At 67.5% G+C, this 24160-nt stretch carries 25 protein-coding genes; 15 read left to right on the top strand and 10 right to left on the bottom strand.

Translation table 11 applies throughout. From position 1 onward, the window contains the following. Positions 1–6: 6 nt before the first annotated feature. From IBX22_RS17920 to IBX22_RS17905, 4 genes are all read right to left on the bottom strand, one after another. Positions 7–927: a DUF5926 family protein gene (locus IBX22_RS17920; RefSeq protein ID WP_194816691.1), complete on the bottom strand. Its 921-nt coding sequence runs from the start codon at positions 925–927 to the stop codon at positions 7–9. 298 nt (positions 928–1225) lie between these two features. After that, the gene (locus tag IBX22_RS17915) at positions 1226–1993 is read right to left on the bottom strand and encodes a glycerophosphodiester phosphodiesterase (protein ID WP_194816690.1); all 768 of its coding nucleotides are present in this window, start codon (positions 1991–1993) and stop codon (positions 1226–1228) included. After that, a complete protein-coding gene (locus IBX22_RS17910; RefSeq protein ID WP_194816689.1) occupies positions 1990–2979 on the bottom strand; it encodes a DUF4328 domain-containing protein in 990 nt (329 codons plus the stop codon). Before IBX22_RS17910 ends, IBX22_RS17915 begins: the two co-directional genes overlap by 4 nt. A 22-nt stretch (positions 2980–3001) precedes the next feature. Further along, entirely contained in the window at positions 3002–3364 is a 363-nt protein-coding gene (locus tag IBX22_RS17905; RefSeq protein WP_194816688.1) for a rhodanese-like domain-containing protein, read from the bottom strand. A gap of 497 nt (positions 3365–3861) precedes the next feature. Here IBX22_RS17905 and IBX22_RS17900 point away from each other — a divergent pair, with 497 nt between their 5' ends. From IBX22_RS17900 to IBX22_RS17885, 4 genes are all read left to right on the top strand, one after another. Continuing rightward, positions 3862–4473, top strand: coding sequence for a hypothetical protein (locus IBX22_RS17900; RefSeq protein ID WP_194816687.1), 612 nt, complete (start codon positions 3862–3864; stop codon positions 4471–4473). Positions 4474–4711: 238 nt separating this feature from the next. After that, positions 4712–5335 carry a superoxide dismutase gene (locus IBX22_RS17895; RefSeq protein WP_194816686.1) on the top strand — a complete coding sequence of 208 codons (624 nt, stop codon included), beginning with the start codon at positions 4712–4714 and terminating at the stop codon, positions 5333–5335. A gap of 138 nt (positions 5336–5473) precedes the next feature. Then, entirely contained in the window at positions 5474–6157 is a 684-nt protein-coding gene (locus IBX22_RS17890) for a DUF1361 domain-containing protein (protein WP_194816685.1), read from the top strand. Positions 6158–6259: 102 nt separating this feature from the next. After that, positions 6260–7078, top strand: a complete 819-nt coding sequence (locus IBX22_RS17885) for a class I SAM-dependent methyltransferase (RefSeq protein ID WP_194816684.1) — start codon at positions 6260–6262, stop codon at positions 7076–7078. A 171-nt stretch (positions 7079–7249) separates the two neighbouring features. Here the strand turns inward: IBX22_RS17885 and IBX22_RS17880 are convergent, their stop codons facing one another. After that, a complete protein-coding gene (locus IBX22_RS17880) occupies positions 7250–8017 on the bottom strand; it encodes an SDR family NAD(P)-dependent oxidoreductase (protein ID WP_194816683.1) in 768 nt (255 codons plus the stop codon). 228 nt (positions 8018–8245) lie between these two features. On the opposite strand from IBX22_RS17880, the gene IBX22_RS17875 reads away from it, so the two are divergent. Then, positions 8246–9130: an SDR family NAD(P)-dependent oxidoreductase gene (locus IBX22_RS17875; RefSeq protein ID WP_194817767.1), complete on the top strand. Its 885-nt coding sequence runs from the start codon at positions 8246–8248 to the stop codon at positions 9128–9130. A 92-nt stretch (positions 9131–9222) separates the two neighbouring features. Beyond that, the gene (locus IBX22_RS17870; RefSeq protein ID WP_194816682.1) at positions 9223–9900 is read left to right on the top strand and encodes a TetR/AcrR family transcriptional regulator; all 678 of its coding nucleotides are present in this window, start codon (positions 9223–9225) and stop codon (positions 9898–9900) included. 18 nt (positions 9901–9918) lie between these two features. On the opposite strand, the gene IBX22_RS17865 is transcribed toward IBX22_RS17870, so the two are convergent. The 4 genes from IBX22_RS17865 to IBX22_RS17850 all read right to left on the bottom strand — a co-directional run bounded on the left by IBX22_RS17865 (position 9919) and on the right by IBX22_RS17850 (position 15302). Continuing rightward, positions 9919–10611, bottom strand: coding sequence for a TMEM165/GDT1 family protein (locus IBX22_RS17865; protein WP_194816681.1), 693 nt, complete (start codon positions 10609–10611; stop codon positions 9919–9921). 317 nt (positions 10612–10928) lie between these two features. Then, on the bottom strand, positions 10929–11456 hold the full coding sequence (locus IBX22_RS17860) for a peptidase (protein ID WP_194816680.1): 528 nt from the start codon (positions 11454–11456) through the stop codon (positions 10929–10931). A gap of 210 nt (positions 11457–11666) precedes the next feature. Next, positions 11667–13625: a molecular chaperone HtpG gene (htpG, locus tag IBX22_RS17855; protein ID WP_194816679.1), complete on the bottom strand. Its 1959-nt coding sequence runs from the start codon at positions 13623–13625 to the stop codon at positions 11667–11669. A gap of 30 nt (positions 13626–13655) precedes the next feature. Then, positions 13656–15302, bottom strand: coding sequence for a TM0106 family RecB-like putative nuclease (locus IBX22_RS17850; RefSeq protein ID WP_375540270.1), 1647 nt, complete (start codon positions 15300–15302; stop codon positions 13656–13658). 247 nt (positions 15303–15549) lie between these two features. Between IBX22_RS17850 and IBX22_RS17845 the strand changes: the two genes are divergently transcribed. From IBX22_RS17845 to rraA, 8 genes are read left to right on the top strand one after another with little or no spacing between them, the layout of a single operon-like run. Further along, positions 15550–16170: a DUF6474 family protein gene (locus IBX22_RS17845; protein WP_194816677.1), complete on the top strand. Its 621-nt coding sequence runs from the start codon at positions 15550–15552 to the stop codon at positions 16168–16170. 31 nt (positions 16171–16201) lie between these two features. Beyond that, entirely contained in the window at positions 16202–16729 is a 528-nt protein-coding gene (locus IBX22_RS17840) for a hypothetical protein (RefSeq protein ID WP_194816676.1), read from the top strand. A gap of 46 nt (positions 16730–16775) precedes the next feature. Continuing rightward, complete coding sequence (locus IBX22_RS17835) at positions 16776–17432, top strand: YcnI family protein (RefSeq protein ID WP_194816675.1); 657 nt, start codon at positions 16776–16778, stop codon at positions 17430–17432. Positions 17433–17440: 8 nt separating this feature from the next. Next, complete coding sequence (locus IBX22_RS17830; RefSeq protein WP_194816674.1) at positions 17441–17983, top strand: copper resistance CopC family protein; 543 nt, start codon at positions 17441–17443, stop codon at positions 17981–17983. Continuing rightward, positions 17980–18909, top strand: coding sequence for a CopD family protein (locus IBX22_RS17825; protein WP_194816673.1), 930 nt, complete (start codon positions 17980–17982; stop codon positions 18907–18909). The genes IBX22_RS17830 and IBX22_RS17825 overlap by 4 nt, the downstream gene beginning before the upstream one ends. Before the next feature lie 37 nt (positions 18910–18946). Beyond that, the gene (locus IBX22_RS17820; protein ID WP_194816672.1) at positions 18947–19420 is read left to right on the top strand and encodes an SRPBCC family protein; all 474 of its coding nucleotides are present in this window, start codon (positions 18947–18949) and stop codon (positions 19418–19420) included. 60 nt (positions 19421–19480) lie between these two features. After that, a complete protein-coding gene (locus IBX22_RS17815) occupies positions 19481–19858 on the top strand; it encodes a DUF5313 family protein (protein WP_194816671.1) in 378 nt (125 codons plus the stop codon). A 30-nt stretch (positions 19859–19888) separates the two neighbouring features. After that, a complete protein-coding gene (rraA, locus tag IBX22_RS17810; protein ID WP_194816670.1) occupies positions 19889–20374 on the top strand; it encodes a ribonuclease E activity regulator RraA in 486 nt (161 codons plus the stop codon). Here the strand turns inward: rraA and IBX22_RS17805 are convergent. Beyond that, positions 20371–20589, bottom strand: a complete 219-nt coding sequence (locus IBX22_RS17805) for an RNA-binding S4 domain-containing protein (protein WP_194816669.1) — start codon at positions 20587–20589, stop codon at positions 20371–20373. The genes rraA and IBX22_RS17805 overlap by 4 nt on opposite strands. Positions 20590–20838: 249 nt before the next feature. Here IBX22_RS17805 and lysX point away from each other — a divergent pair, with 249 nt between their 5' ends. After that, the gene (gene lysX / locus IBX22_RS17800) at positions 20839–24141 is read left to right on the top strand and encodes a bifunctional lysylphosphatidylglycerol synthetase/lysine--tRNA ligase LysX (RefSeq protein WP_194817766.1); all 3303 of its coding nucleotides are present in this window, start codon (positions 20839–20841) and stop codon (positions 24139–24141) included. Positions 24142–24160: the final 19 nt, after the last annotated feature.

Here is a 24160-nt window from a genome sequence, read left to right as displayed (position 1 = left end):
GCGACTTCAGCGCAGAGTGACCTGGCGCGAACGCAACCCGTCGCGGGACCGGCGCTCCTCCGACGTCATCGGTGCGTCGTTGGCCAATGCCGCGGCCAGCCGCACACCGAACTCCTTGGCCGGCGCTTCCCACTCGGTCGGATGCGACTCCGGGTCCAGGTCGAACACCGGCACCAGCAGACCGTGCGTGCGGAACGAACCCGCGAACCGCGAACCCTCGCCCAGATGCAGCTCGCCCTGGGCATGCAGCCGGGCCAGCGCCAGCATCAGGCTGTCCTCGTCCTCGGGGCGCACCCAGCGGACGTGCGCCTTCTCGCCGGCGTCGACCCACCAGGCCGCACCGACGGCGTCCGGACCGAGATCCAGCCGCGCCGAGGGCATGATTGCCTGCTTGGCCTGCTCGATGGTCGCGGCGACCTGCGCGTCGGGCGTGACACCCTCGGGCACCCACCAGTCGAAGTCCTGGTGCACCGTAAGTTCCAGGTCCGCACCGGGATCGATGACATCGGCCAGGCGCGGACCACCCTCGATCGCCTCGGCGGCGGTCAGCGATTCGCCCGGCTCGGCCGACTGGGTCCACAGGATCGCGGCCGCCATATCGGCGCTCGGATCCGCGCCCTGGAACTGCACCTGGGTGCCGACGAAACCGGTCTCCTGCTCACCGGCCCGCACCAGCCCGGCCACCGCACCCGGCAGCACCGTCGCCAGCACCACCGACCGCTCCGCGGCCACACCCGGCGCCAGCTTCAACGTCGCGGTCGCCGACGGCACGAACTCCCGCAGCGCCACCAGATCACATTCGGCGGCCAGCCCCTCGAAAGGACGCGTCACGGCTTGCGCCGCCTGCTCCAGCGAAGCCTTCCGCTCGGCGAGACGCTGGGCCCGGTTCCCTCCGGGCTTAGGACTATTGCGCTTGCTCTTACCCACGGTGCGCGAGCGTAGCAGGCAGGCCCTTTCGGGCCTCGGGGTCGCTATCCGGTATCGGCGGAAGCCATTGACAGGCGGTGCAATTGGCGTGCCTTCCGCACCTGGTACAACGCCAGCGGTCGTGTGCGTCCGGGTGGCAGGTAGTTGCCTACCGGCTCGAGTCCTCGGCGACGCCAGCTGTCGAACGTCTGCCGGGACACATTGAGCATTTCCTGAAGCTGGTCCTCGGTGGCCAGCGTGGGCAGATCACGCAATCGGTAGAACTCCTAGAGATATCGAACGTAGTGCCCGATTGCTGTCAGGCCGCGGAAAGCAAAGCCTTGGTGCGGCCCGGATGGTTGGTGGCGACCCAGCTGACGCCGAGGTCTGCGCAGAGTTGGACGTCTTCGGGGTCGTCGACGGTCCAGCAGTAGGTGGCGCGGCCGGCAGCGGCCGCTTTGTCGACGAGTTCGGGGTGCTCGCGCAGGGTTTTCACCGACGGGCCGACGGCGGTGGCGCCGACCGTGGTGGCCGCGCCGCCGCCGAGGTAGCGGGAGGATTCGCCGAGCAGGACGGTCGGCAAAAGGGGCGCCGAACGACGGATGCGCCAAACCGCGGTGGCCGCGAAAGACATGACGACGGCGCGGGAATGGTCGGCCGAGGCGGGCGTCGCGATACCGAAGCGCTGGAGTTCGGCGAGGACCTTGTTCTCCACCAGGGCGCCGTAGCGGACCGGGTGCTTGGTCTCGATGAACAGCTTGGTCGGGCGGCTGCGCCAGTCCAGAACGAGCTCGATCAGTTCGGACAGGGTGAGCACGGCGGCCGGTTCGCCGTTATCGCCGAAGTCGAGTTCCTTCAGCTCGTCCAGGGTCATCTCGCTGACCAGGCCGGTGCCGTCGGAGGTCCGGTCGACGGTGCGGTCGTGCACGCAGACCAGCTGACCGTCGCGGGTGAGCCGGACATCGCATTCCACGCCGTCCGCGCCTTCGGCGAGCGCGAGTTCATAAGCGGCGAGCGTGTGCTCGGGCCGCGCCGCCGAGGCCCCCCGATGCGCCACGACGAACGGTGCGCGATTGCCCTGGCTCACTTGGCCATAACCTCCTGGTCTTCGTTCTCGACCTTGCCCGCGCCCGGCTGCACCGGCTCGATGACGGGCACGGCCGCCTCGGTGGCGACCACCCAGCGCCGGGCCGGCTTGGTGCGGCCCAACAGGTCCCGGCCCGCCAGCAGGCGCACCACCCACAGCGTGAGCACCGCGACCCCGGCGGCGACCACATCGGTGTAGACCATGAACATCACGCCGTCGGCCTGGGCCTGCAGTGAATCGGCGGTCCGCCAAAACACGGCGGCGACTGCCATGGCGCCACCGAGAATCCAAGCGCACCACCAGATCCGGATCGCGCGCAGGGCCCGCGGATTGCCGCGCTGCTCGGCCAGTTCGGTGAGGAAGACGCCGGGCCACAGCAGATTGACGCCCGGAATCACGCAGCCCAATGCGAGGGTGCGCACCGAGCGCGGATCCCGGCGGCCGGCCTGCGCGAACGCGGCGCCGCGGGCTTCGATCAGCCAGCCGACCAGCGCCACCGCGGCGAGTAGCGCGAAAACCAGGGCCAGCACGGCGGATCCGATGACGAGCGCATCGGAGGCGCGCAACAGCAGCGGCTCGATCAGGCGGGTGCGGTTGCGCAGCAGCACGCCGTAGCGTCCCAGCTCGGCGACCGCGGCCAGCGCGAACAGCGCGGCGGTGACGATGAGCAGCGGTTCCACCCGCTCGGTCCACCGCTGCCACCGGGTGGGCGGCGCGTCGGCGGTCTGCGGGGCCGGGTCGATCAATCCCCAGCGCGGGATCTGGGTGTACTTCGGTGTGGCAGTGCCGGTTCCGGGCCGGCTCGCGGGCCGCCGGGTGCGTTGGTCGGGACGCCGGGCGATCCAGCGGTAGTTGCGCCGCTCCGCGGGGGCGTCGATGGGCGCGGGCGAGAGGAGGACGCCCTTGCAACGCGGGCACCAGTGCATCGGGGTCGATTGCACGGCCCAGCGCGCGCCGCAGCGCGCACATGGTTGCACCACGCTCATGGCATTCTCCTCTGCGGCATTGTCAGTAGATCTTCGCCTGGTGGTCGCCCTCGCCCACCAGCGGGCGGCCCTGCTGCTGCCAGGCCACCATGCCACCGTTCACCTGGATGGCGTCGAACCCGACATGCGCAAGATATTTGGCCACCTCGATGGAGCGGCCACCCTGCCGGCAGATGACGTAGAGATCGACGTCGAACTCCAGTTCGTCGATCCGGGCCGGCACGTCGACCATCGGAATGTGGATCGCGCCCGGCGCGTGCCCGAGTTCCCATTCGTCGTCCTCACGCACGTCGAGCAGGATGGGCCCCGCCTCGTCGCGTACGGGGTTGTCGAATGCGGCGGGCACGGCCTCCACCGGCACCGACGGAACTTCGGGGCTTGTCACATTTCCGATCCTGCCATGCCGAACGAGCTACTGCCCCGGCGAAGCCGGGGTGGAAACCAAACCGTCGATATTCAACCTTCGGTATGTTCTCCCCCCGGCGACCCTATCGGGCAGCTTGCCCACATGGACCTGTGCATATCTCCAGCAGAGTTATCCACATAATCCACAACCTCATCCACAGGTTCAGACTTATCGAACCGCGGGCGCGGTCGCCTTTCGGACGACAGAGCAAACTTGCGGCTCAGTCGATCACATGCGTCGATGCGGTTCGACCGCAGCTCAGTTGACCGTCAGCAAACGAAGGACGCGAACGACCGATCCGAGACTCCCCTCCTGAAATCCCGGAGCGGTCATCCGCCGGTGGGCGCGGGAACCCGCGCGGGACCCGACAACTACTTGGACGGAACAACCGGCCGTTCGGTTCCATCGGAAACCGGAAACAGTGGCGAAAATGTGAAATACGAGGTTCCACAAGGTCGTATCGGTAGCCTTTATGCATGAACGTGAGCAGGGGGCTACTCGACGGATTGGACACCACCGGACTCAACACCGCTCTGTCCGAGGCGACATGCCTCGGCCTGGATGTCGACACCAAGGCGCGTGAGCTGCGCCTGAAACTCGGTGTGTTGACACTTCCTGCCGAAGGGCAGGCCAGCGACGACTTCCCCGTGCAACTGACCTTCACCGGGGTCAGCCGAGTCGCGGCTTCCCTGCGCATGCAGCGCTGGGACGACGTGGAGCCGCAGGTGCTACCGCTGCAGCTCGACGGCCTCGACGAGGCGATCCGCAGCTTCGGCGGCGGCCGGCTGCACGGCTGGGAGTTCATCGATCTCGACGACAGCGGCTGGGCGCTCTGGCGCGAGCTGCTCAGCTTCGACACCACCTTCGACGACCACATCTCCTCCCACGTTCTGGAGTTTTCCCAGGAGGAGGGCATCGATCCGCGCGAACTCGATATCCGCGTGTGGTTCGACAACATGACCATCCACGATTCGGCCGGAAGACAGATTCCGCTCGAGGAGTTCATCGCGGGTGGCAAGAACTGGTGGAAGGCCCACGACGCGGGCGATCCGCGGACCATCCGTCCCGGCATCGTGCCGCAGCTCTAGACCCGACCGGACCCACACTTCCGCGACCGCGCACCCATCAGGGTGTGCGGTCGCTTCATATCCGCGAAAAAGAGGGGTTTTCTGGTGCGCAGCGGGTACCCGGCACCACGATCCGTTCGGTAGTTTCCCAGGGGAATGAGGGGGGACCGAGCCAGGTTGCTACCTAGCGGGTGTACGAATGGTGGTTGGGTGTTGCTCGATAACGGGCACACACGGCCCGACATTAGGAAGGGACATCGTGGCTGTCTACACGCTGCCAGAACTTGATTACGACTACAGCGCCCTGGAGCCGTTCATCTCCGGGCAGATCAACGAACTCCACCACTCCAAGCACCACGCCGCCTACGTCGCGGGCGCGAACGCCGCGCTGGAGAAGCTGGAAGCCGCTCGTGAGGCCGGCGATCACGCCGCCATCTTCCTGAACGAGAAGAACCTGGCTTTCCACCTCGGCGGCCACGTCAACCACTCGATCTGGTGGAAGACGCTGTCCAAGGACGGCGGCGACAAGCCGGTCGGTGAGCTCGAGGCCGCCGTCGTCGACCAGTTCGGCTCGTTCGACAAGTTCGTCGCGCAGTTCTCCGCCGCCGCCAACGGCCTGCAGGGCTCGGGCTGGGCGTGGCTGGGCTACGACACCCTCTCGGGCAAGCTGCTCACCTTCCAGCTCACCGACCAGCAGGGCAACGTGCCGCTCGGCATCATCCCGCTGCTCGGGCTGGACATGTGGGAGCACGCCTTCTACCTGCAGTACAAGAACGTCAAGGCCGACTACGTGAAGGCGTTCTGGAACGTCGTCAACTGGGCCGAGGTGCAGGACCGCTTCGCCCGCGCCGTCGGCCAGGGCAAGGGCCTCATCTTCGGCTGAGCCTGAATTACGCTTTCGAGCCCGCGAACCTCTGATGGTTCGCGGGCTTGCTGCGTTCTTGTGGAGAAGTCGTGCAGGTGTGGTGGTCTTTGGGCGATGGCATGGCCGATGCCAAGATCTTTCGCTCATCCTGAGGGCATGGATGTGCTGGAGCGGGTGGGGCCGAACATGCTGGATATCGTTCGGCGGGACTTCTTGTGGATGACCTGGAACACGATTCTCGCGTGGATCCCCGTGGGTCTCGCGCTGCTGATCTTTCGCTTCAAACCTGCCGTGAACAGGCATTTTCCGCGTTCGCCGCTGTGGTGGGCGGGCATCGTGCTGTTCGTGTTGTTCCTGCCGAACGCGCCGTACGTGGTGACGGATCTGGTGCACCTGCGCTACGACATCGAGTTCGTGGGTGAGGGTCCGGTGGTCACCACGGTGCTGCCGGTCTACTTGGCGTTCATCGGATCCGGGTTCCTCGCCTACTACTTGGCGCTGGAGCAACTGGGGAGATATCTCGACCAGGTCGGACTGCCGAACTGGCGGGTGCCGGCCAACCTGACGTTGCATTTCCTCTGCGCGGTGGGCGTTTTCCTCGGCCGCTGGACCCGGCTCAACAGCTGGGAGCCGGTGGTGCAGCCCGCCGACACCTTCGAACGCGTGCTGCTGGCGCTGACCTGGTCGTGGGCGCCGATCCTGATCGCAGCGGTGTTTGTGGCAACCGCGGTCGGGCATTTCGTCACCAAGGCTGTGGTGGAAGCCGCGCTGGCCAGCGCCGGGCGCGGTGCGCAATGGTTGCGGGGCGTCGTCATACGGGCGGATCGGCGCCGAGCGTGAGTTCAGACACGTTAGGGCACAGCAATATTCGCATGAGGTGGTGGTTAGGGCGGGGGGTAGCCGCGTAGCCTGAGGCGGTTGGGTAGATCGTGGAGGAAAGACATGTCCGGAAACCCCCTGGCCGCCGCCGAGCCGTGGGACCTCGTCGCCGATGGTTACGCCGAAGAAGCACTGGCGATCATGGAGCCATTCTCCGCGCGCGCCCTGGAATTGGCTGGGCTGTCCCAGGATTCACAGGTCCTCGACGTGGCCGCCGGGCCGGGCACCTTGAGCCTGCTCGCCGCAGGCCAGGCCGCCCGCGTCACCGCCCTCGATTTCGCCGAGCACATGCTCGAACTGCTGAACCAGGCGGCTACGGCCGCCGGGCACGCCAACATCGAAACCCACGTCGGCGACGGCCAAGCGCTGCCGTTCCCGGACAACGATTTCGACGCGGGCTTCTCCATGTTCGGCCTGATGTTCTTCCCCGACCGCGCCAAGGGCTTCGCCGAACTCCGCCGCGTCCTCCGCCCCGGCGGCGTCGCGGTCGTCTCGAGCTGGGCCCCCGTCGTCGAATCCCCCCTGATGCGCATGATGTTCGGCGCCATGGCCGCCGCCGACCCCGGCATCCAAGAGCCCCAACCGAACTACCTGAGCCTGGAAAACCCCGAAGTCTTCGCCACCGAAATGCGAGCAGCCGGCTTCGCAGGCGTCACCATCCAACGCCACACCACCGAACTGGCTTGGAACAGCGCAGACGAAATGTGGGAGAAAATGTCCCGTAGCAGCGCCCCCATGGTGCTACTACGACGCTCCCTCGGCGAGGACCTATGGGCCGAACGATCGGCAATCATGCGGGCGTACCTCGCCCAGAACTACCGCCCCAAAACACCACTGGCGACCACCGCCTTCCTCGGCATCGGCCACAAGCCCACCCCCTGAAACGCAAACTGCGCGCAACCCTTCCGAGTCACGCACAGTTCAGGGCGAACGCCGAGCGCAGCGAGGCAAGCCCGAAGCAGTGCGGCACCGGGGAAGCGAAGCGCCCCCGGTGCCAACCCCAAACCGCGATAGCCAGGACGAAAGCCGAGCGGCAGCGAGGCTTCGTCCTGGCTAGCGCGGCGCCATGCGGAGGGCGCCGTCCATGCGGATGGTTTCACCATTCAGGTAATCATGCTCGGTGATGTACTGCGCGAGCTGCGCGTACTCGTCCGGCCGACCCAGGCGGGACGGGAACGGCACGCCCGCCTCGAGCCCCTTGCGGTATTCCTCGGTCACACCGGCCAGCATCGGGGTATCGATGATGCCGGGGGCAATGGTGTTCACCCGAATGCCGAACTGCGCCAAGTCACGAGCCGCCGGAACGGTCATGCCGTGCACGCCACCCTTGGACGCGGAGTAGGCGATCTGGCCGATCTGGCCCTCGAACGCCGCGACCGAGGCGGTGTTGATGATGACGCCGCGGCTGCCGTATTCGTCGACCGTGTCGGTCTTGGCGATGGCGTCGGCGGCCAGGCGCATGACGTTGAAGGTGCCGAGCAGGTTCACCGTGATGACGGTGCGGAACAGCTCCAGGTCGTGCGGGCCGTTCTTGGACAGGATGCGTCCGGCCCAGCCGACGCCGGCGCAGTTGACCACGACGCGCAGCGGGACGCCGGATTCGACGACCTTCGCGACGGCCGCGGAAACCTCGTCGTGGCTGGTGACATCGGCGGGAATGAGGGTGACGCCCGCGGGCACGTTGTCGCCCGCGCGCTCGATGGACTGCGGCACGTCAAGGCCGAAGACGGTGGCGCCGGCTTCGGCGAAACGCTTGGCAGTGGCGGCGCCGAGGCCGGATGCGCCTCCGGTGACAATGGCGGCGGAACCCGAAATCTCCACGATGGTCCTCTCGTTCGTGACAGCCAGTTGGCCTTTCGTCAATTGCACCCTAGCGCCTGCCCTTTGAGAGACCTAGCACCCCTCCTTCTCACCCCGGTAGGACAGTCCTTTGTCCGGTGAGTGACGTCGAATTATTCACGAACAAGCCTGTTCATCGGTGGTATTGTCGCCCGCATGAAGCTCGCCCGCCCGTCGCCCGACCACCACCCCTCGCGGAATCGCTTCGCGATGCGGTGGTTTCGGGGCCCGGGGGTTCGCGGCCGGAAAGTCTTGATCACCGGTGCGGCGCGCGGGATCGGTGCGGCGCTGGCGCGGCAGTTGCATGCGCGGGGGGCGGCGGTGGCGCTGCTCGGGATCGAGCCGGACCTGCTCGCGGAGGTGGCTCGGGATTGTGGTGAGGCGCCGTGGCGGTACTGCGATATCGGGGATCCCGCGCAGGTGCAGCGGGTGGTGGACACGCTGGTTTCCGAGCTCGGCGGGCTGGATGTGGTGATCGCCAATGCCGGTGTGGCCAAGCAACTTCCGCTGCTGGGGGGTGATCCGGCGGTGATGGAGGAGACGCTGGCGGTGAATACCCTCGGCGTCTATTACACGCTGCGTGCCGCCGGGCCGCATGTCCTGCATGCGAGTGGATACGTGCTGATCGTGTCCTCGCTCGCGGCGGCGGTGAACCTGCCGCTGGCCGGGGCGTACAGTGCGTCCAAGGCCGGTGTGGAGGCGCTCGGCAATACCCTGCGCCACGAAATCCGGCACACCGGAGCGAAAGTCGGCATCGCCTACTTCGCCGAACTCGACACCGATATGACCACCCGCGGCTTCGGCACCGCCGCCGCCCGCGCCATCCTCGGCCGCTCCACGGTGTCCGGGGTGGCGCCGCTCGGTCCGGCGATCGACGGCATCGAACGCGCCATCGCCCGCCGCAAACGCCAGGTGGTGTCGCCGTGGTGGGTGGCGGTGGCCCTGCCGATGCGCTCGATCGCGCAGCGGCTCATCGACATCGCGCTGCGCGGCGGCGTCGCGGATGCCCTGGAGATCGCCCGCACCGAAGACGCGCCTTTCACCACGGACCAGCCACGGCGGCCCCGCCGCGTGAAATCCGGCGGCGCGGCATAACCCTGCTGCAGACGCACACGAACCTGACCGCAGGCAGCTGTTTCAATGGAGCGGCAGCCCGATCTCCCCTACCCCGATCCCGGAGCCACCGAATGACCCAACCCGCCGCCCGCCAACTACCCCGCGGCCGCCATGGCTTGCCGCGGGAGCAGGTGATCGCCTCCCAGCGCGAACGCATCCTGCAGGCGATGGCCGAGGCCATGGCGGAGAACGGGTACGTCGGCACCTCGGTCGCGGTGATCCTGAAGCGCGCGGGTGTTTCCCGGGAAACCTTCTACGAACAGTTCCGCTCCAAAGAGGACTGCTTCGAAGCCGCCTACGAACGCGCCGTCGGTGGCCTCCTGACCCGCATCGCCCACGCCTCGGCCACCCCGGAAACAGCCGATAAGAACGGCACCGCACCGGCCGATCCGGACCGGATGAGCCGCATCCTCGCCGCTTACTTGGACGGCCTGGCCGCCGAACCCGCCTACGCCCGCCTCTTCCTGGTCGAGGTCTACGCGGCCGGTTCCAAAGCGGTAGCCCGCCGCGCACTCCTGCAGGAATCCTTCGTGGAACTGATGGCCGACGTCCTCGGCGCTCACACCGAAGCCCAGCGCTTCGCCTGCCAAACCCTCGCCGCCGGTGTCAGCGCGATGGTCACCACCCGCCTCGCCGCCGACGACCTCGACGGCCTGCGCGCCCTGCACCAGCCTCTCTTGGAGATGGTCCGCCGCAGCGGCGACCTCTACGGATCAGCCGTGCTCCACCCCAACGGCACCCGCCCCTGACACAGTTGCGTCGGCGAGCTACCGGGTACTGATCGGCTCCGGTGCCGGGCGGCGCGACCGGCGGCGCGCCAGGAGGACGGCGCCCGCGGTGGCGGGGACGAGCGTGGCCAGGGCCGCGCCGGCAAGCAGGCTCAGCCCCGGGAGGACGGCGGCGAGCAAGGTGGCGGAGCCGAAGTAGAGGAACAGCAGACCGGCGGCGAGGCCGATGGCGCGTTCCGGGAGGTGCTTGCCGATGAGGATACCCACGGCGATGGCGAGGGCGTCAGCGGCGACCATGCCGATGGTGGAGCCGAGCCAGACGGCGAACCAGTTGTTGTCGGTGGCCAGGGCGGCGGTGGCGAACATGGTGCGGTCGCCGAGTTCGGCCAGAAGGAAAGCCGACAGGACGACGAAGTACGGGGCCTTGGTGGAGCGCGGCGGTTTCGGTTCGTCGTCGTCGGGCTCGGTGAGGTTCTCGCGGATCGTCCAGATACCGACACCGAGGAACATCAGGGCCGCGACCAGGGCGATGGCGGTGGTCGGCAGGGCCGCGCCCAGGAAGTGGCCGACGGCGACCGAGATGACGTGCACCAGAGCGGTGGCGGTGGCGATACCGCCGAGGACGACCCACCAGCGGTACCGCAGGGCGAACGTCAGGGCCATGAGCTGGGATTTGTCACCTAGCTCGGCCAAGAAGACGATGCCGATACTCAGCAATATCGTGGCGATCATGATTGTGGCTGCTCCCAGGTCTCCGGCCTGCCGGCCTGGAGACGGGTACGCCTCCGGCCGACAACGAATGGTTGTTCAGGCCGAAGGTCTCGCCCACCGGTGTGTCACCGGTTCACGCAACCGGACCCTGGCTCGATCTGAGCGGTGGATCAGTATGTCGACTGCATGATTGGGGGCTACTCCCCTTCGCTGCAGCCGACTCTACCCGGATGCCCTCCGGTTGCCAAGTTCCTGTTATCGAAATCGCAATGCGCACAATAAGTTTGGGGTCCGACGCGCAAAGTTTCGGGTACCCGTACCGGGATCGGAGGGCACGCTCACGCGGCCAGCAGCATAGCCAGAACCGCGGTGTCGGGATCGCTGATCGGGTCCAGTCCGACCCGGCTGACCAGGGAAGTAATGGTCCCGTCCGATTCCGCCTCGACCCATGCCGCGCGATGCTCCAGACCCAGATACGGCACTCCGGGCAGCAGCACACAACCCGAGGCGGCGCCCGCGCATTCCGGCAAGGTAGGCCGGGTTTCGGAGGGCGGATGGAGCATCAACAGGGCCGGTGGCACATGCTCGGCAAACCTTCCGGGCTCCACGGCCCGCTCGCCCAGCACCGGCCCCTCGGCCAGCACCAGGCCGACCATGTCGGGCGCCGGATCATCGGGCAGTTCCTCCCGGACACCGAAAACAGTCGACGTGGTCAACAACCCGGGTAGCGTCGCGACCCGCACGGCGAGCACCAGCACCTGAGCCCATTCCTTGGTGGTATCGGGCCAGCGCCCGGAAATGACGAACCCCCGCAAGGAACCCTGCGCTTGAAACGGCGTGATGCCGATCGGTCCACTGGTCCGCATGATGCCTCCGTTCTTCTGGCATCGACTTCCACAACTGTTGGAGTCAGAGAATGAACTAGACATCACCTGGCACACAAGTACCAAAGAGTGCCAGCCTTGTGATTTCCCGTGCACCCGGCCAACCCTGTTACCAGTGAATACCCCGGCTGAAACCCCCGTAACAGCGAATGGCCGCCCCCGAAGGAGCGGCCATTCGTTAACCAGAACTTCTCAGAGCGTCCGGGTGAGCCGGTCGGTCAGGATATGGGCGAAGCGCGCCGGATCCTTCAGTTCCCCGCCCTCGGCCAGCACCGCGGTGCCGTAGAGCAACTCGGCGGTCTCGGTGAGCTCGGGAACCTTGCCCTCGTCGGCGTCTTCCTTGCGCGCGAAGTACGCCTCCTTGAGCCCGTTCACCAGCGGATGCGTCGGATTCAACTCCAGGATCCGCTTCGACTCCGGCACGATCTGACCCGACGCCCGGTACATCCGCTCCAGCATCGGCGTGAAGTCGAAGGTGTCCCCGACCAGGCAGGCCGGCGAGGTGGTGAGCCGGTTGGTCAGGCGCACCTCCTTGACGCTCTCGTCCAGGGCCTTGCCGAGCCAGGACAGCACGTCGGCGTAGTCCTTGTCCTGCTGTTCGCGCAGCGCCTCGGAGGCCTTCTTCTCCTCCTCGGATTCCAGGTCGACCTCGCCCTTGGCGATGGACTGGAACGGCTTACCCTCGAACTCGGTGACCGAGCTGACCCACATCTCGTCGACCGGGTCGGTCAAGATCAGCACCTCGCGGCCCTTGGCCTTGAAAGCCTCGATGTGCGGGGAGGATTCGATCTGCTGACGGCTCTCGCCGGTCATGAAGTAGATCTGCTCCTGGCCCTCGGGCATCCGCTCCAGGTACTGGGCGAGAGTGGTCAGCTCGGAGTCGGAGTGGGTGGAGGCGAACGAGCTGACCTGCAGGATGGTGTCGCGGTTGTCGAAGTCCGACAGCAGGCCCTCCTTGAGGACGCGGCCGAACTCCTTCCAGAAGGTCTGGTACTTCTCCTGGTCCTCGGCGTTGCGCAGGTCCTTGACGGTGGAGAGCACCTTCTTGACCAGGCGCTTGCGGATCATCTGGATCTGGCGGTCCTGCTGCAGGATCTCGCGCGAGACATTGAGCGAGAGGTCCTGCGCGTCCACCACACCCTTGATGAAGCGCAGGTACTCCGGCATCAGCTCTTCGCAGTTGTCCATGATGAACACCCGCTTGACGTAGAGCTGCACGCCGCGCTTGTGCTCGCGGGTGAACAGATCGAACGGGGCGTGCGACGGAATGAACAGCAGCGCTTGGTATTCGAAGGTGCCCTCGGCCTTGAGCGGGATGATCTCCAGCGGATCGTCCCAGCCGTGGCTGACGTGGCGGTAGAACTCCTTGTACTCCTCGTCGCTGACCTCGCTCTTGGGGCGGGTCCACAGCGCCTTCATGGAGTTGAGGGTCTGCTCCTCGGTGACCGTCTTCTCGGTCTTCTCCTCGCCCTCACCTTCGGTGACGGTGCGCTCCACCGACATCCGGATCGGCCAGGCGATGAAGTCGGAGTACTTCTTGACGATCTCGCGGAGCTTCCACTCCAGGGTGTAGTCGAAGAGGTGATCATCCTCGTCGGCGGGCTTCAGGTGCAGGGTGACCGCGGTGCCCTGGGGCGCGTCCTCGACGGTCTCGATGGTGTAAGTGGAACTGCCGGCGGCGGATTCCCAGCGGGTGCCCTCGGTTTCGCCCGCCTTGCGGGTGGTCAGGACAACCTTGTCGGCGACCATGAAGGTCGAATAGAAGCCGATACCGAACTGGCCGATCAGTTCCTCGGCCGCAGCCTCGGACTTGGCTTCGTTCAGTTGCCTGCGCAGTTCCGCGGTGCCGGACTTGGCCAGGGTGCCGATCAGGTCGACGACCTCGGCGCGGGACATGCCGATGCCGTTGTCCCGGACCGTCAGGACCCGCGCGTCCTTGTCGACCTCCAGCTCGATGTGCAGATCGGAGGTGTCGACATGCAGGTCCTTGTCCTTGTAGGACTCCAGCCGCAGCTTGTCCAGGGCGTCGGAAGCGTTCGAGATCAGCTCCCGCAGGAACGAGTCTTTGTTGGAGTAGATCGAGTGGATCATCAGCTCCAGGAGCTGATGAGCCTCGGCCTGGAACTCGAGTTGTTCGACGTGCTCTGTCACGCCGCAAATATTAGCGTCCTCGACTCAAGGTTAAACACGGGCCGTGAAATCTTCGAGGCCAGGCACTTCCACGTCCGCGCTGTGCGCCGTCGGCACCTTCGGGCACATCCATTCGCGCAGCACCATGGTGGCGCGGACGTCGTCCTCGTTGTACTCGAGCAACCGGGTGCGCTGCGACATATCCGGGTCGGCGTCGTAGCCGACCGCCAGGCGATACCAGCTCATCGACGCCTCGCCACCGGCCTCCGGATCCCGCCAGGAGAAGCCCGCCACCGGGGCGATCTTCTTCAGGCCCTTGCCGGCCGGGCAGATGAACTGGTCCGAGACGGCCTGGAACATGTCCACCCACTCGGGGCCGTCGACGAACGCGCGGATCTGATCGACCGTCGGCACGCCCGGCTGCCCCGCGAACCGGCGCGCCGACTCGTAGAGCCACTTGTCCTCGGCGGTCCGTGAATAGCAGTAGGCGGCAAAGGATTTCCCGGCCAGGGCGGCCTCGGCGCGCACCTGCATGAGCCAGGTCCAGAACTCGGCGAAGGAGCGGCCCTCGTCCTCGGTGGGCAGCGGATCCCAGGTCATGAACGGGCGATACACCCCGTCCAGCAGCGTGCCCCACAGGTAGGCGCCGTACTCCTGGTAGCTCTCCAGGTCGACATCCACCTCGACGTCGGCGCGCTTGACCCACACCCGGTCGACGCGGCGCACCAGCGGCGCGTTCGCGATCCAGGCGCGGGCGGTGACCACGGCCTCGTCGAACGGGCCGTGCTGCCAGTCGTCGGGATCCTCACCGGTCCAGCCGGCCAGATCGTCGATGGTCTCCACGCCGTGCCCGCGCAGCACATCCGCGCGCGAGCCCGGTGCGACCAGACTGACATCGCGATGCTCGGCCAGCCAGTCGGCGCAGCTGCTCAGGCCCGGCGCGGCGCGGTTCCACCACGGGCACTGCCGGCACTCGGGGACCTTCGACGGAATCGTCGGCAGTTCCCCGCGCACCACCGCGATGCGGTCGGCGTACCGGTGGTCGTAATCGTCGAGGAGCGGGCCGATGTCGTGCACCAGGATCCGGTCGAGGTGATACCCGATGACGCCACCGACCAGCGCCGGGCTGGCCAGACCGTGGCGCTGCAGCATGCGATACAGATGCGCGAGGCGCTGCTGATCGCGCGGCTGCTGGCGCAACTTGCGCGTCGGATCCGGTTTCGGATTCCACTCGTACGGATCGGAGGTGGTCGGGTGGAAGTCGGCGGGCTCGGGTCGGCGCGGGTCGGTGACCTTGTGGTTGACCACGATGACCGGGATGTAGCCGCCGCGGTCCAGATCGCGGAGCAGGATTTCCGCGCCGCCACGTCTGCCGGTGTCGGATTCCTGTGGTAGCAGGCCGCCCCAAATATGGTGTGTCGCAGCCGCACACGCGGCCATGGTGGCTTCGGCGCGGGCGCGGGCGGTGAGCGTGGGATCGATGACGACCCAGCTGTCCGGGTCGGCGGCGATCAAGGCGTCACGCACCCGCAGGCGGTGCGCGGCGGCGGCCTCGCGGCGCTGACGCACGCCCGGATCCTCCACCACGCCGCTCATCTCACGCGGAAAAGCGGCATCCAGATGCAGCCGATGACGGCACCCGATCAGCGCCCGCGCATCGATATAAGCGACCGGAATTCCAGTGGCGGACGCACCGATGCCGACCGGCCGATCCTCGGCCGAAGCGTCGTTGTTGCGACCGTCGCGGTCATCGATGCCCGAATACACGTAGGCAAGTATGGTCCCTACCCCCGACATGTCCCGCACCGGTCGACATGCGCGGGTTCACCCGATGGCAGCGATGCCCCGGGAACCGATAGGGTACTGGCAAACCGTGTGACATGGGCGGACGGGCGTTTGTGCACGTCGATCCGCCGTGGCGAACCAGCATGACGGAGGGCCTTCGATGGGGTTGTTCACGAAGCGCAAGCGGCGGCCGAGCCGCCGGGCCGAGGCGAAAGCCCTCAAGCACAAGGCTGCCTTGGAGGCCAAGTACGGGGCCAAGATCACCCGTAAGGCCAAGCGCGCGGAAGCTCGCACCCAGCGCGAGGTCGCCAAGGCGCAGATCGCCGCGTTCCAGGCCGAGGAGAAAGCCGCCAACAAGCTCGCGGCCAAAGCCGAGCGCGACCCGTTCAGCGCGGCCCAGGTCCGCAAATACCTTGGCGTGGCCCGGATCCTGGTGCCGGTGCTCGCACCGCTGGCCTACCGCGCCGCCACCATTGTCCGCGCGCAGCTCGACGCCCGCCGCGCCCAGCAGCTCGGCATCGGTATCGACCAGCTCGGCGACTTCAGCGGCCACGGCGGGAAACTGCACGCCCGCATCGCCAATACCGAAGCGGCCCTGGCGAAGATCACCGATCAGGGCGAGTTCTCCCTGGCCACCCGCGATCGGCTGGACAGCCTCAGCGCCGCCGTGCGGACCGCCGAGCAGATGCCGCCGGCGCGCCGCCGGGCCGTGCACACCTCGATCGGCCACGAGCTCACCACCATCGAGACCGAAGTGCTCGCCCGCCTCGGCGTCAGCTGAGCGAAACCATGGATAGCGCGGCGAGACCGGCATGACCAGACCACCCCAGGTCCTGGTCGGCGGTGTCGTCGGCGCGATGGTCGCCACGCTCGCCATCGCCGCGCACGGCACGGCGGGCGGTGATTTCCCGGGGTCGGCCGAGGGCGCGCTGATGCTGCTGGTCGCCGCGCTGACCGGAAGTGCCGCGGCGGTACTGCCTTCGGCGCGCAGCCGGCTCGGGGTGCTCGGGGTGCTCGCGCTGCTGGCGGCGGGTCAATTCGCCAGTCACAGTGTGCTTTCCGAATTCAATGGGCACGACCATGCGCCCGCATCGGCGCAGCTGCCGGGTGGCTGGATGCTGGCCGCGCACGCCGTCGCGACGGTGGTCGGCGCGGCGCTCATTCTGCTCGCGCAGCGGCTCTATCTTGTTGCCTCGGGTGCACTTCGGTCTGCGTTGACGCGGCCACGCGAGCCACGCCCCCAGGTTCCGACGACGGGCTGGGCCGCACCTGGCGTCGGCCGTTACGGCTTTCATCCGAATGGCGCGATCGGTCCGCGCGCACCACCGGTGCCCGCCTGACCGCCGCACCCTTTCGCAATCCCATTCGGAGAGAAAGTCTTTCATCATGCGTAGTTCTGTTCTGCGTGCCTGCGGCGCGATCGTGCCCGCCGTCGGCCTGGTCCTGCTCGCCGGTGGCACCGCCGCCGCCCATGTCACCGTGGACGCGCCCGGCGCCCAGCAGGGGAAGTACTCGGTCGCGACCTTCCGGGTGCCGACCGAGTCGGACACCGCCTCGACCACCGCGCTCACCGTCACCCTGCCGAACCTGAAAAGCGCTCGCACCGAGCCGATTCCGGGCTGGAGCTCCAAGGTGGAGAAGAACGACAAGAAGGAAGCCGTCTCGGTGACCTGGACCGCGGATCCCGGTAATCCGGGCGTCGCGCCGGGCCAGTTCCAGCGGTTCGTGCTGTCGGTCGGCCCGCTGCCGAAGGAAGCTACGGTGAGTTTCCCGGCCAAGCAGACCTACAGCGACGGCAAGGTCGTGGCCTGGGATCAGTCGGCGAAGTCCGACGGCTCCGAGCCCGAGCACCCCGCGCCGACGCTGACGCTGGCGGCGAGCAAGGACGATCCCGAGAACGGCCACAAGGTCGACACTGCCGAGGCGAGCGCGGCCAAGACCACCGACGACACCGCGCGCTGGCTCGGCGGCGCCGGACTCGGCCTCGGCATCCTCGCTGTCGCGCTCGGCCTGGGCAACGTCATCCGCGGACGCAAGTCGTGAAGCGCGCCATGACAACCCGGGTGCTCGGCGCGCTGGGCGCGGGTGCGCTCCTGCTCGGATTCGGCGTGGCCGGTGCGGGTCCGGCGGCGGCGCACTCCGCACCGGTCGCCAGCGTCCCCGCCGACGGCGCCAGCATCGACGCCAGCCCCGGGAAGGTCTCGATCACCTTCAACGAGGACCTACAGCCCAACTTCCCGTCGCTAACCGTGGTGGGCCCGCCGGACCGCAACCTGTGGTCCAAGGGCAGCCCGGTGGTCGAGGGCAACACCGTCAGCGTGGACGTCGGCGATCTCGGTCCGGCCGGTGAGTACACCGTGGCTTACCGCATCACCTCCGCCGACGGCCATCCGGTCAGCGGCACCAGGACTTTCACGCTGACCAAAGCCGGCGCCGGCAGCCCGGGCCCGCGCGCGGACGCCAAGGCGAACGCCGACGGCGACGACGAGGACGGCGGAGTTCCGTTGTGGGTCTTCGTCGCCGGTGCGGTCGCGCTGTTCGGCGGCGGTCTGGCCTTCGCGCTGTTCGGCGGGAAAGGGAAAGCCGGCAAGTGAGTAGCGGCAGCGGCGGCCGGGACGCGGGAACTTTACTGGTGCTCGTCCCGGCCGGGCTGCTCGGCGTCGCCCTGGCATGGGTTCTGACCAGCCAGGATTCGGCGACCGTGGAGGCGACGGTGCGGATGCTCGCCGACTGCCTCGGCGCCACCGTGCTCGGTCTGGCCGCGCTGCCGCGCCTGCACGAACGGCTGGATCCGCCGTGGCGGCCGCTGGCCGCGCTGGCCGGAATCTGGTGTGTGACCGAGGCGGCGGTCCTGGTTTTCGACGCCGCCGAGGTGGTGGGTGTGCCGGTGCGGCGACTGAGCGCGCACCAGTTCGGCACCTTCCTCACCGACATCAGCGGCGGCCAGATCGGGATCGCGATCCTGGTCGGCACCGCGGTGGTCGCGGGTTACGCGGCGCTGGCATTCCGGCGGCCGGATTCCGCCTCGACCGACCTGGTGCTGGTATTCGCCGCTGTCGCATTGGCTTTGCGGCCGATCACCGGTCATATGTCACAGCAGCCGTTCGGTTCGGTGCTGGCCGCGGTGCACGCGCTCGCGGCGGCGGCCTGGTTCGGTCTGCTCGTCGCGCTCGCGCTCGTGGTGCGCGCCCGGGGCGAGTGGGCCGCGGTGCTCCCCCGCTACTCCGCGGTCGCGCTGCCGCTGGCGGGCACGGTCGCGGTCAGCGGCCTCGTCAACGGGCTGGTCCGCATCGAAGGCCTCACCCCGTTGGTGACCACCGGTTACGGGCGCATTCTGCTCGCGAAAGCCGTTGTGCTGGCGGGTCTGCTGGCCCTCGGCTGGTGGTGGCGCCGCACCTGGGTGCGCCGGGCCGCCGACCATCGGATGACCGCGGAATCCTCGCTGCGGCGGGCCGTGATCGAGGTCTCAGTGATGGCATTTGTCTTCGGTTTGGCGGCCACATTGGCCGTCACAGCCTGAAGAGCGACCCGCTATAGAACCCGTTACAGTGGCCCGCATGACCGAAGTCAAGATCATCGAAACCTGTGCGGCATCGGCCGAATCCGCGTTCGCCTACATGAACGACTACCGCAATCTGACGAAGTTTCTGTACGGCATCCAGTCCTTCACGCCGGTCGGTGCGCAGGTCGAAGGCGTCGGCGCCGCGTTCGACGGGCAGCTGAAACTCGGCCCCGCCTCGCTGAAGTCGCGCGTCGAGGTGAACAAGTGGGAAGAGAACGCCGCCATCGGCATCACCACGATCAAGGGTTTCGAGATCAACTCCACCTTCCGGTTCCACGCCAAGAGCGCCGACGAGTGCACCATCGACGCGATCGTCGACTACCGGGTGCCGGGCGGTCTCGCGGGCAAGGCGCTGGGCCGCACCATCGAGCCGTTCGTGAAGATCGCGGTCAAGCACACCACCGAGAACCTGATCAAGCAGATCACCGAGTTCCACCGCACCCGCGCCCAGCAGCCCGACGCCCACTGACGAATGCCTACCGGCCGCCCAACGCCGTGCCGCCGGGATATCTAGTGGGATGCTGAACGCATGACCGAGCGGACCACGCCGACTTTCACCCAGCGGATCGGCTACATCTGCGGACGCACCCTGCCGCCGTCCATGTCCGACTGGGTGCGCGACGATCTCACCGGCCCCGGCGCCACCCGACGCTATCTGACGCGCTTCCTGCTGCCGATCGTGCCGGTGCTGTGCATCTTCTTGCTGGTCCCGGGCCCGAAGTGGGTGGGCCTCGGCATGATGGCGTTGCTGTATCTGCCGCTTGTCTATTTCACGATCGCGCTGCTCTACGTCTACCGGCGGCATCGTCTGATCAAGCACGGTCTCGATCCGGAACTCGCGGACTCCGACGCGCGGGCCCGCAACGAATCCGACCGTCTGGACTATGAACGCCGCCACGGTCGCTAGAGATGCAGGTCACAGGCTTAGGCTGAGCCCATGACCGAATCGAATGTTGTTGCCACCGCGGACCTAGCCGACGAGATCGGCCCGGAGATTCGCAGCTGCGATACCCAGTTCATTCAGTTCGGCGGGCGCGCCGCGTTTTCCGGCCGGATCACCACCATCCGCTGCTTCCAGGACAACCTGCTCGTCAAGCAGACGCTGAGCGAGCCGGGCAACGGCGCGGTCCTGGTGGTCGACGGCGGCGCCAGCGTGCACACCGCACTCGTCGGCGACATCATCGCCGGCCGCGGCGTGGACAACGGCTGGGCCGGTGTCATCGTCAATGGCGCGGTGCGCGATTCGGCGATCCTGCGCACCCTCGACATCGGCGTCAAGGCGCTGGGCACCAACCCGCGCAAGAGCACCCAGACCGGCAGCGGCGAAAAGAACGTGCCGGTCGAATTCGGCGGCGTCACCTTCACGCCGGGCGACATGCTCTACAGCGACCACGACGGCGTCGTGGTCCGCGCGGAGGACTAAGCCGAGACGATGGCGCGGCGGCCGGCGAGGGTGACGACGTCGCCGACGACCAACTGCCGTCCGCGCCGTAGTTCCACCTCGTCGTTCACCCGGACCAGACCGTTCGCGATCACGGTCTTGGCCTCGGACCCGGAGTCGATCAGGCTGGCCAGCTTCAGAAACTGGCCGAGCCGGATTCCTTCGTCCTCGATCGGCACTTCGACTGGATCTGACATGGCTACATGCTTACCTTGCCGTCCAACTCACCGGAACGCCCACCCCCGCCGTGCCGACTGACACGCGTATGCGACGCGCCGAGAACCGGCTGAGCGAAGCGAATCCGGCAACACCTCGAGCCAGATCCGCACGACGCACCCGAGCGCCAGCGAGGGTTCGTCGTGCGGATCCAGCACACTGGTTCGGTGACTTCCACGCAAGGCGAGCACCGCACCACAGAACACCCGCCTGAAAGATCGAATAGACCTATCCCACAGAGTTCACCCACCCCGCCGGCTGCGCCTCCTTCCATCCCCCATCGCGGCCACGGACGCCTAACCGACGTCCCGCACATCGCGGCGACGACCCTCGGCGTGTTCGCGGTTGTCTGTTTTCTGTGGAGTCTGTCCCCCGGCTTCCGGTTCCTGACCCACACGCCGCGGCACTACATCGACGACTACTACATCGACGCGCCCGACACGAACCTCATGTGGGCGCTCATCGTCGGACTGCTGGCCGGTGCGGTGGCCAGCCGCAAACGCATCGCCTGGTGGCTGCTCGTCGGCTACACGGTGCTGTGGTCGGTCGCCAACGCCCTCGAATTCGCCGACAGCGGCAGCATGCACGCGCTGGTGGCGCTGGTCGTGCACGTCATCGTGCTGGGCTTGCTGCTGGCGTCGTGGCGGGAGTTCTACACCCGGGTGCGTTCCGGCGCGGGCTGGAAAGCGCTGGGCGTGCTCGCCGGGGGACTCGCGGCGGGCTGCCTGCTCGGCTGGGGTCTGGTGGAACTGTTCCCCGGCACGTTGCCGACGGGCTGGCAGCGTCCCGGCTGGGCGGTCTACCGGGTGACGGCCGCGGTGCTGGTGGACAACGAGCACTTCGACGGCCGCCCACACCAATTCGTGAACTTCCTGCTCGGCCTGTTCGGCGCGGCCGCGTTGCTGGCGGCGGTGATCGTGCTGCTGCGCTCGCAGCGCGCGGACAACGCGATGACCGGCACCGACGAGTCGGCGATCCGCGGGCTGCTGGAACGCTCCGATGTCGAGGACTCGCTCGGCTACTTCGCCACCCGCCGCGACAAGGCGGTGGTGTTCGCCCCGAACGGCAAGGCCGCGATCACCTATCGCGTCGAACTCGGTGTCTGCCTGGCCAGTGGCGACCCGATCGGCATCCGCGAGGCCTGGCCGCAGGCGATCGATGCCTGGCTGCGGCAGGCCGACCAATTCGGCTGGGCGCCGGCGGTCATGGGCGCCAGCGAGACAGGTGCGACCGCCTTCCGCCGGGCCGGGCTCTCGGCGCTGCGACTCGGTGACGAAGCGATCCTCGACACCCGCGGTTTCTCGCTGGCCGGGCCGGAGCTCAAACAGGTCCGCCAAGCCGCGAACCGGTTGCGCAAACACGGTGTGACCGTGCGGATCCGGCGGCACCGCGATATCCCCGCCGAAGAGTTCCAGCAGGTGATCGCGCGGGCGGATGCCTGGCGGGACACCGAAACCGAGCGTGGTTTCTCCATGGCTCTGGGCCGGCTCGGCGATCCCCTCGACGGCGACTGCCTGCTCGTGGAAGCGGTGAACAGTCACGACGACGTGCTCGGCATGCTGTCGCTGGTGCCCTGGGGCCGCACCGGCGCCTCGCTGGAGCTGATGCGCCGGGATCCGCACGGCCCCAACGGCGTGATGGAGCTGATGATCTCCCAGCTGGCGCTGACCTCCGAGCAGCACGGCATCACCAAGGTGTCGCTGAACTTCGCGGTGTTCCGCTCGGTGTTCGAGGAGGGCGCGCGGATCGGCGCCGGGCCGGTGCTGCGGATGTGGCGCGGTGTGCTGATGTTCTTCTCGCGGTGGTGGCAGCTGGAGGCGCTGTACCGCTCGAACGTGAAGTACCAGCCGCATTGGGTGCCACGGTTCTTCCTGTTCGAGGAGCGCAGACACCTGCCCCGCGTCGCCATCGCGAGCGCGCTGGCCGAGGGCTTCCTGCCGCGCTTCGGGCGCGACCCGGAAACCATCGTCCACACCGGTCTGCACAGCGCCGTCCCCGCGACCATGACCGGTTTGCACGCCGACGGCAGTCCGCCGGAGCCGCCGGAACTCGAAGCGGAGGAACAGTTCCCGCGTCGCCCCGAGCAGGTCCGGGTGCGCATGGACAAGCTGGACCGGCTCAACGCCGCGGGCGTCGACGCCTACCCGACCGCCTACCCGCCGACCCACACCGTGGCCGCCGCCCGGCGTTCACCGCGCGGCACCACGGTCCGAATCTGTGGCCGGCTCTTGCGGATTCGCGACTACGGCGGCGTCATCTTCGCGGTGGTGCGGGACTGGTCCGACGACATCCAGCTGGTCATCGACCGGGACCGGGTCGGCGCGGAACGCAGCGCCGAGTTCACCGAATTCTTCGACCTCGGCGACCTGATCGAGGTCAGCGGTCAGATCGGCACCAGCCGGCAGGGCGAGCTATCCCTGCTGGCCGCGGACTGGCGGATGAACGGCAAATGCCTGCATCCGTTGCCGGACAAGTGGAAAGGCCTCGCCGATCCGGAAGCGCGGGTGCGCCAGCGCTACGTCGACATGGCGATCAACCCGGAGACCCGGGAGATCCTGGCCAAGCGCAGCGCGGTGGTGCGCTCGCTGCGGGATTCCCTGAACGGTCTCGGCTATCTCGAGGTGGAGACCCCGATCCTGCAGCAGGTGCACGGCGGCGCCAACGCGACCCCGTTCGTCACCCACATCAACGCCTACGACTTGGATCTCTACCTGCGGATCGCGCCCGAACTGTATTTGAAGCGGCTCTGCGTGGGCGGCATGGAGAAGGTCTTCGAACTGGGCCGCACCTTCCGCAACGAAGGCGTGGACTTCAGCCACAACCCGGAGTTCACGATCCTGGAAGCCTATGAGGCACACAGTGATTACCAGCGGATGATGGACACCTGCCGGCAGCTGATCCAGCACGCGGCGGTCGCGGCCAACGGGAAGATGGTCGCGCTGCGGCCCGGCGCGGAAGACGGGACCTTCGACGAAATCGACATCTCCGGTAACTGGACGGTGAAGACCGTGCACGGCGCGGTGTCGGAGGCGATCGGCGCCGAAATCACCCCGGAGACAACGCTGGAGGACCTGCGCGCGCACTGCGACAAAGCCGAGGTGCCCTATCAGCACGGCTGGGACACCGGCCAGGTCGTCCTGGAAATGTATGAGCACCTGGTGGAATCGCGCACCGAGGAGCCCACGTTCTACATCGACTTCCCGACCTCGGTCTCCCCGCTGACCCGCGCGCACCGCTCGATCCCGGGCGTGGCCGAACGCTGGGATCTGGTGGCGTGGGGCGTCGAATTGGGCACGGCCTACAGCGAACTCACCGATCCGGTGGAGCAGCGCCGCCGCCTCACCGAACAGTCGATGCTCGCGGCCAATGGCGATCCCGAAGCCATGGAATTGGACGAGGATTTCCTGCAAGCCCTGGAGCACGCGATGCCGCCGACCGGCGGCCTGGGGATGGGTGTGGATCGAATCGTCATGCTCATCACCGGGCGAAGCATTCGCGAAACGCTGCCCTTCCCATTGGTGAAACCACGATGAACGTTAACGACTACGCGTA

Origin of the sequence: Nocardia sp. XZ_19_385 (genome assembly GCF_015355755.1) — a bacterium.
Classification (GTDB): domain Bacteria; phylum Actinomycetota; class Actinomycetes; order Mycobacteriales; family Mycobacteriaceae; genus Nocardia.
This window is presented reverse-complemented; position numbering and strand designations above follow the sequence as displayed.

Excerpts from the sequence above, each read along its gene's own strand:
- IBX22_RS17910 (WP_194816689.1), bottom strand. The coding sequence starts at position 2,979 with ATGAGCGTGGTGCAACCATGTGCGCGCTGCGGCGCGCGCTGGGCCGTG.
- IBX22_RS17900 (WP_194816687.1), top strand. The coding sequence starts at position 3,862 with ATGAACGTGAGCAGGGGGCTACTCGACGGATTGGACACCACCGGACTC.
- IBX22_RS17890 (WP_194816685.1), top strand. The coding sequence starts at position 5,474 with ATGGATGTGCTGGAGCGGGTGGGGCCGAACATGCTGGATATCGTTCGG.
- IBX22_RS17885 (WP_194816684.1), top strand. The coding sequence starts at position 6,260 with ATGTCCGGAAACCCCCTGGCCGCCGCCGAGCCGTGGGACCTCGTCGCC.
- IBX22_RS17875 (WP_194817767.1), top strand. The coding sequence starts at position 8,246 with ATGCGGTGGTTTCGGGGCCCGGGGGTTCGCGGCCGGAAAGTCTTGATC.
- IBX22_RS17870 (WP_194816682.1), top strand. The coding sequence starts at position 9,223 with ATGACCCAACCCGCCGCCCGCCAACTACCCCGCGGCCGCCATGGCTTG.
- IBX22_RS17865 (WP_194816681.1), bottom strand. The coding sequence starts at position 10,611 with ATGATCGCCACGATATTGCTGAGTATCGGCATCGTCTTCTTGGCCGAG.
- IBX22_RS17860 (WP_194816680.1), bottom strand. The coding sequence starts at position 11,456 with ATGCGGACCAGTGGACCGATCGGCATCACGCCGTTTCAAGCGCAGGGT.
- IBX22_RS17845 (WP_194816677.1), top strand. The coding sequence starts at position 15,550 with ATGGGGTTGTTCACGAAGCGCAAGCGGCGGCCGAGCCGCCGGGCCGAG.
- IBX22_RS17840 (WP_194816676.1), top strand. The coding sequence starts at position 16,202 with ATGACCAGACCACCCCAGGTCCTGGTCGGCGGTGTCGTCGGCGCGATG.
- IBX22_RS17835 (WP_194816675.1), top strand. The coding sequence starts at position 16,776 with ATGCGTAGTTCTGTTCTGCGTGCCTGCGGCGCGATCGTGCCCGCCGTC.
- IBX22_RS17830 (WP_194816674.1), top strand. The coding sequence starts at position 17,441 with ATGACAACCCGGGTGCTCGGCGCGCTGGGCGCGGGTGCGCTCCTGCTC.
- IBX22_RS17820 (WP_194816672.1), top strand. The coding sequence starts at position 18,947 with ATGACCGAAGTCAAGATCATCGAAACCTGTGCGGCATCGGCCGAATCC.
- IBX22_RS17815 (WP_194816671.1), top strand. The coding sequence starts at position 19,481 with ATGACCGAGCGGACCACGCCGACTTTCACCCAGCGGATCGGCTACATC.
- rraA (WP_194816670.1), top strand. The coding sequence starts at position 19,889 with ATGACCGAATCGAATGTTGTTGCCACCGCGGACCTAGCCGACGAGATC.
- IBX22_RS17805 (WP_194816669.1), bottom strand. The coding sequence starts at position 20,589 with ATGTCAGATCCAGTCGAAGTGCCGATCGAGGACGAAGGAATCCGGCTC.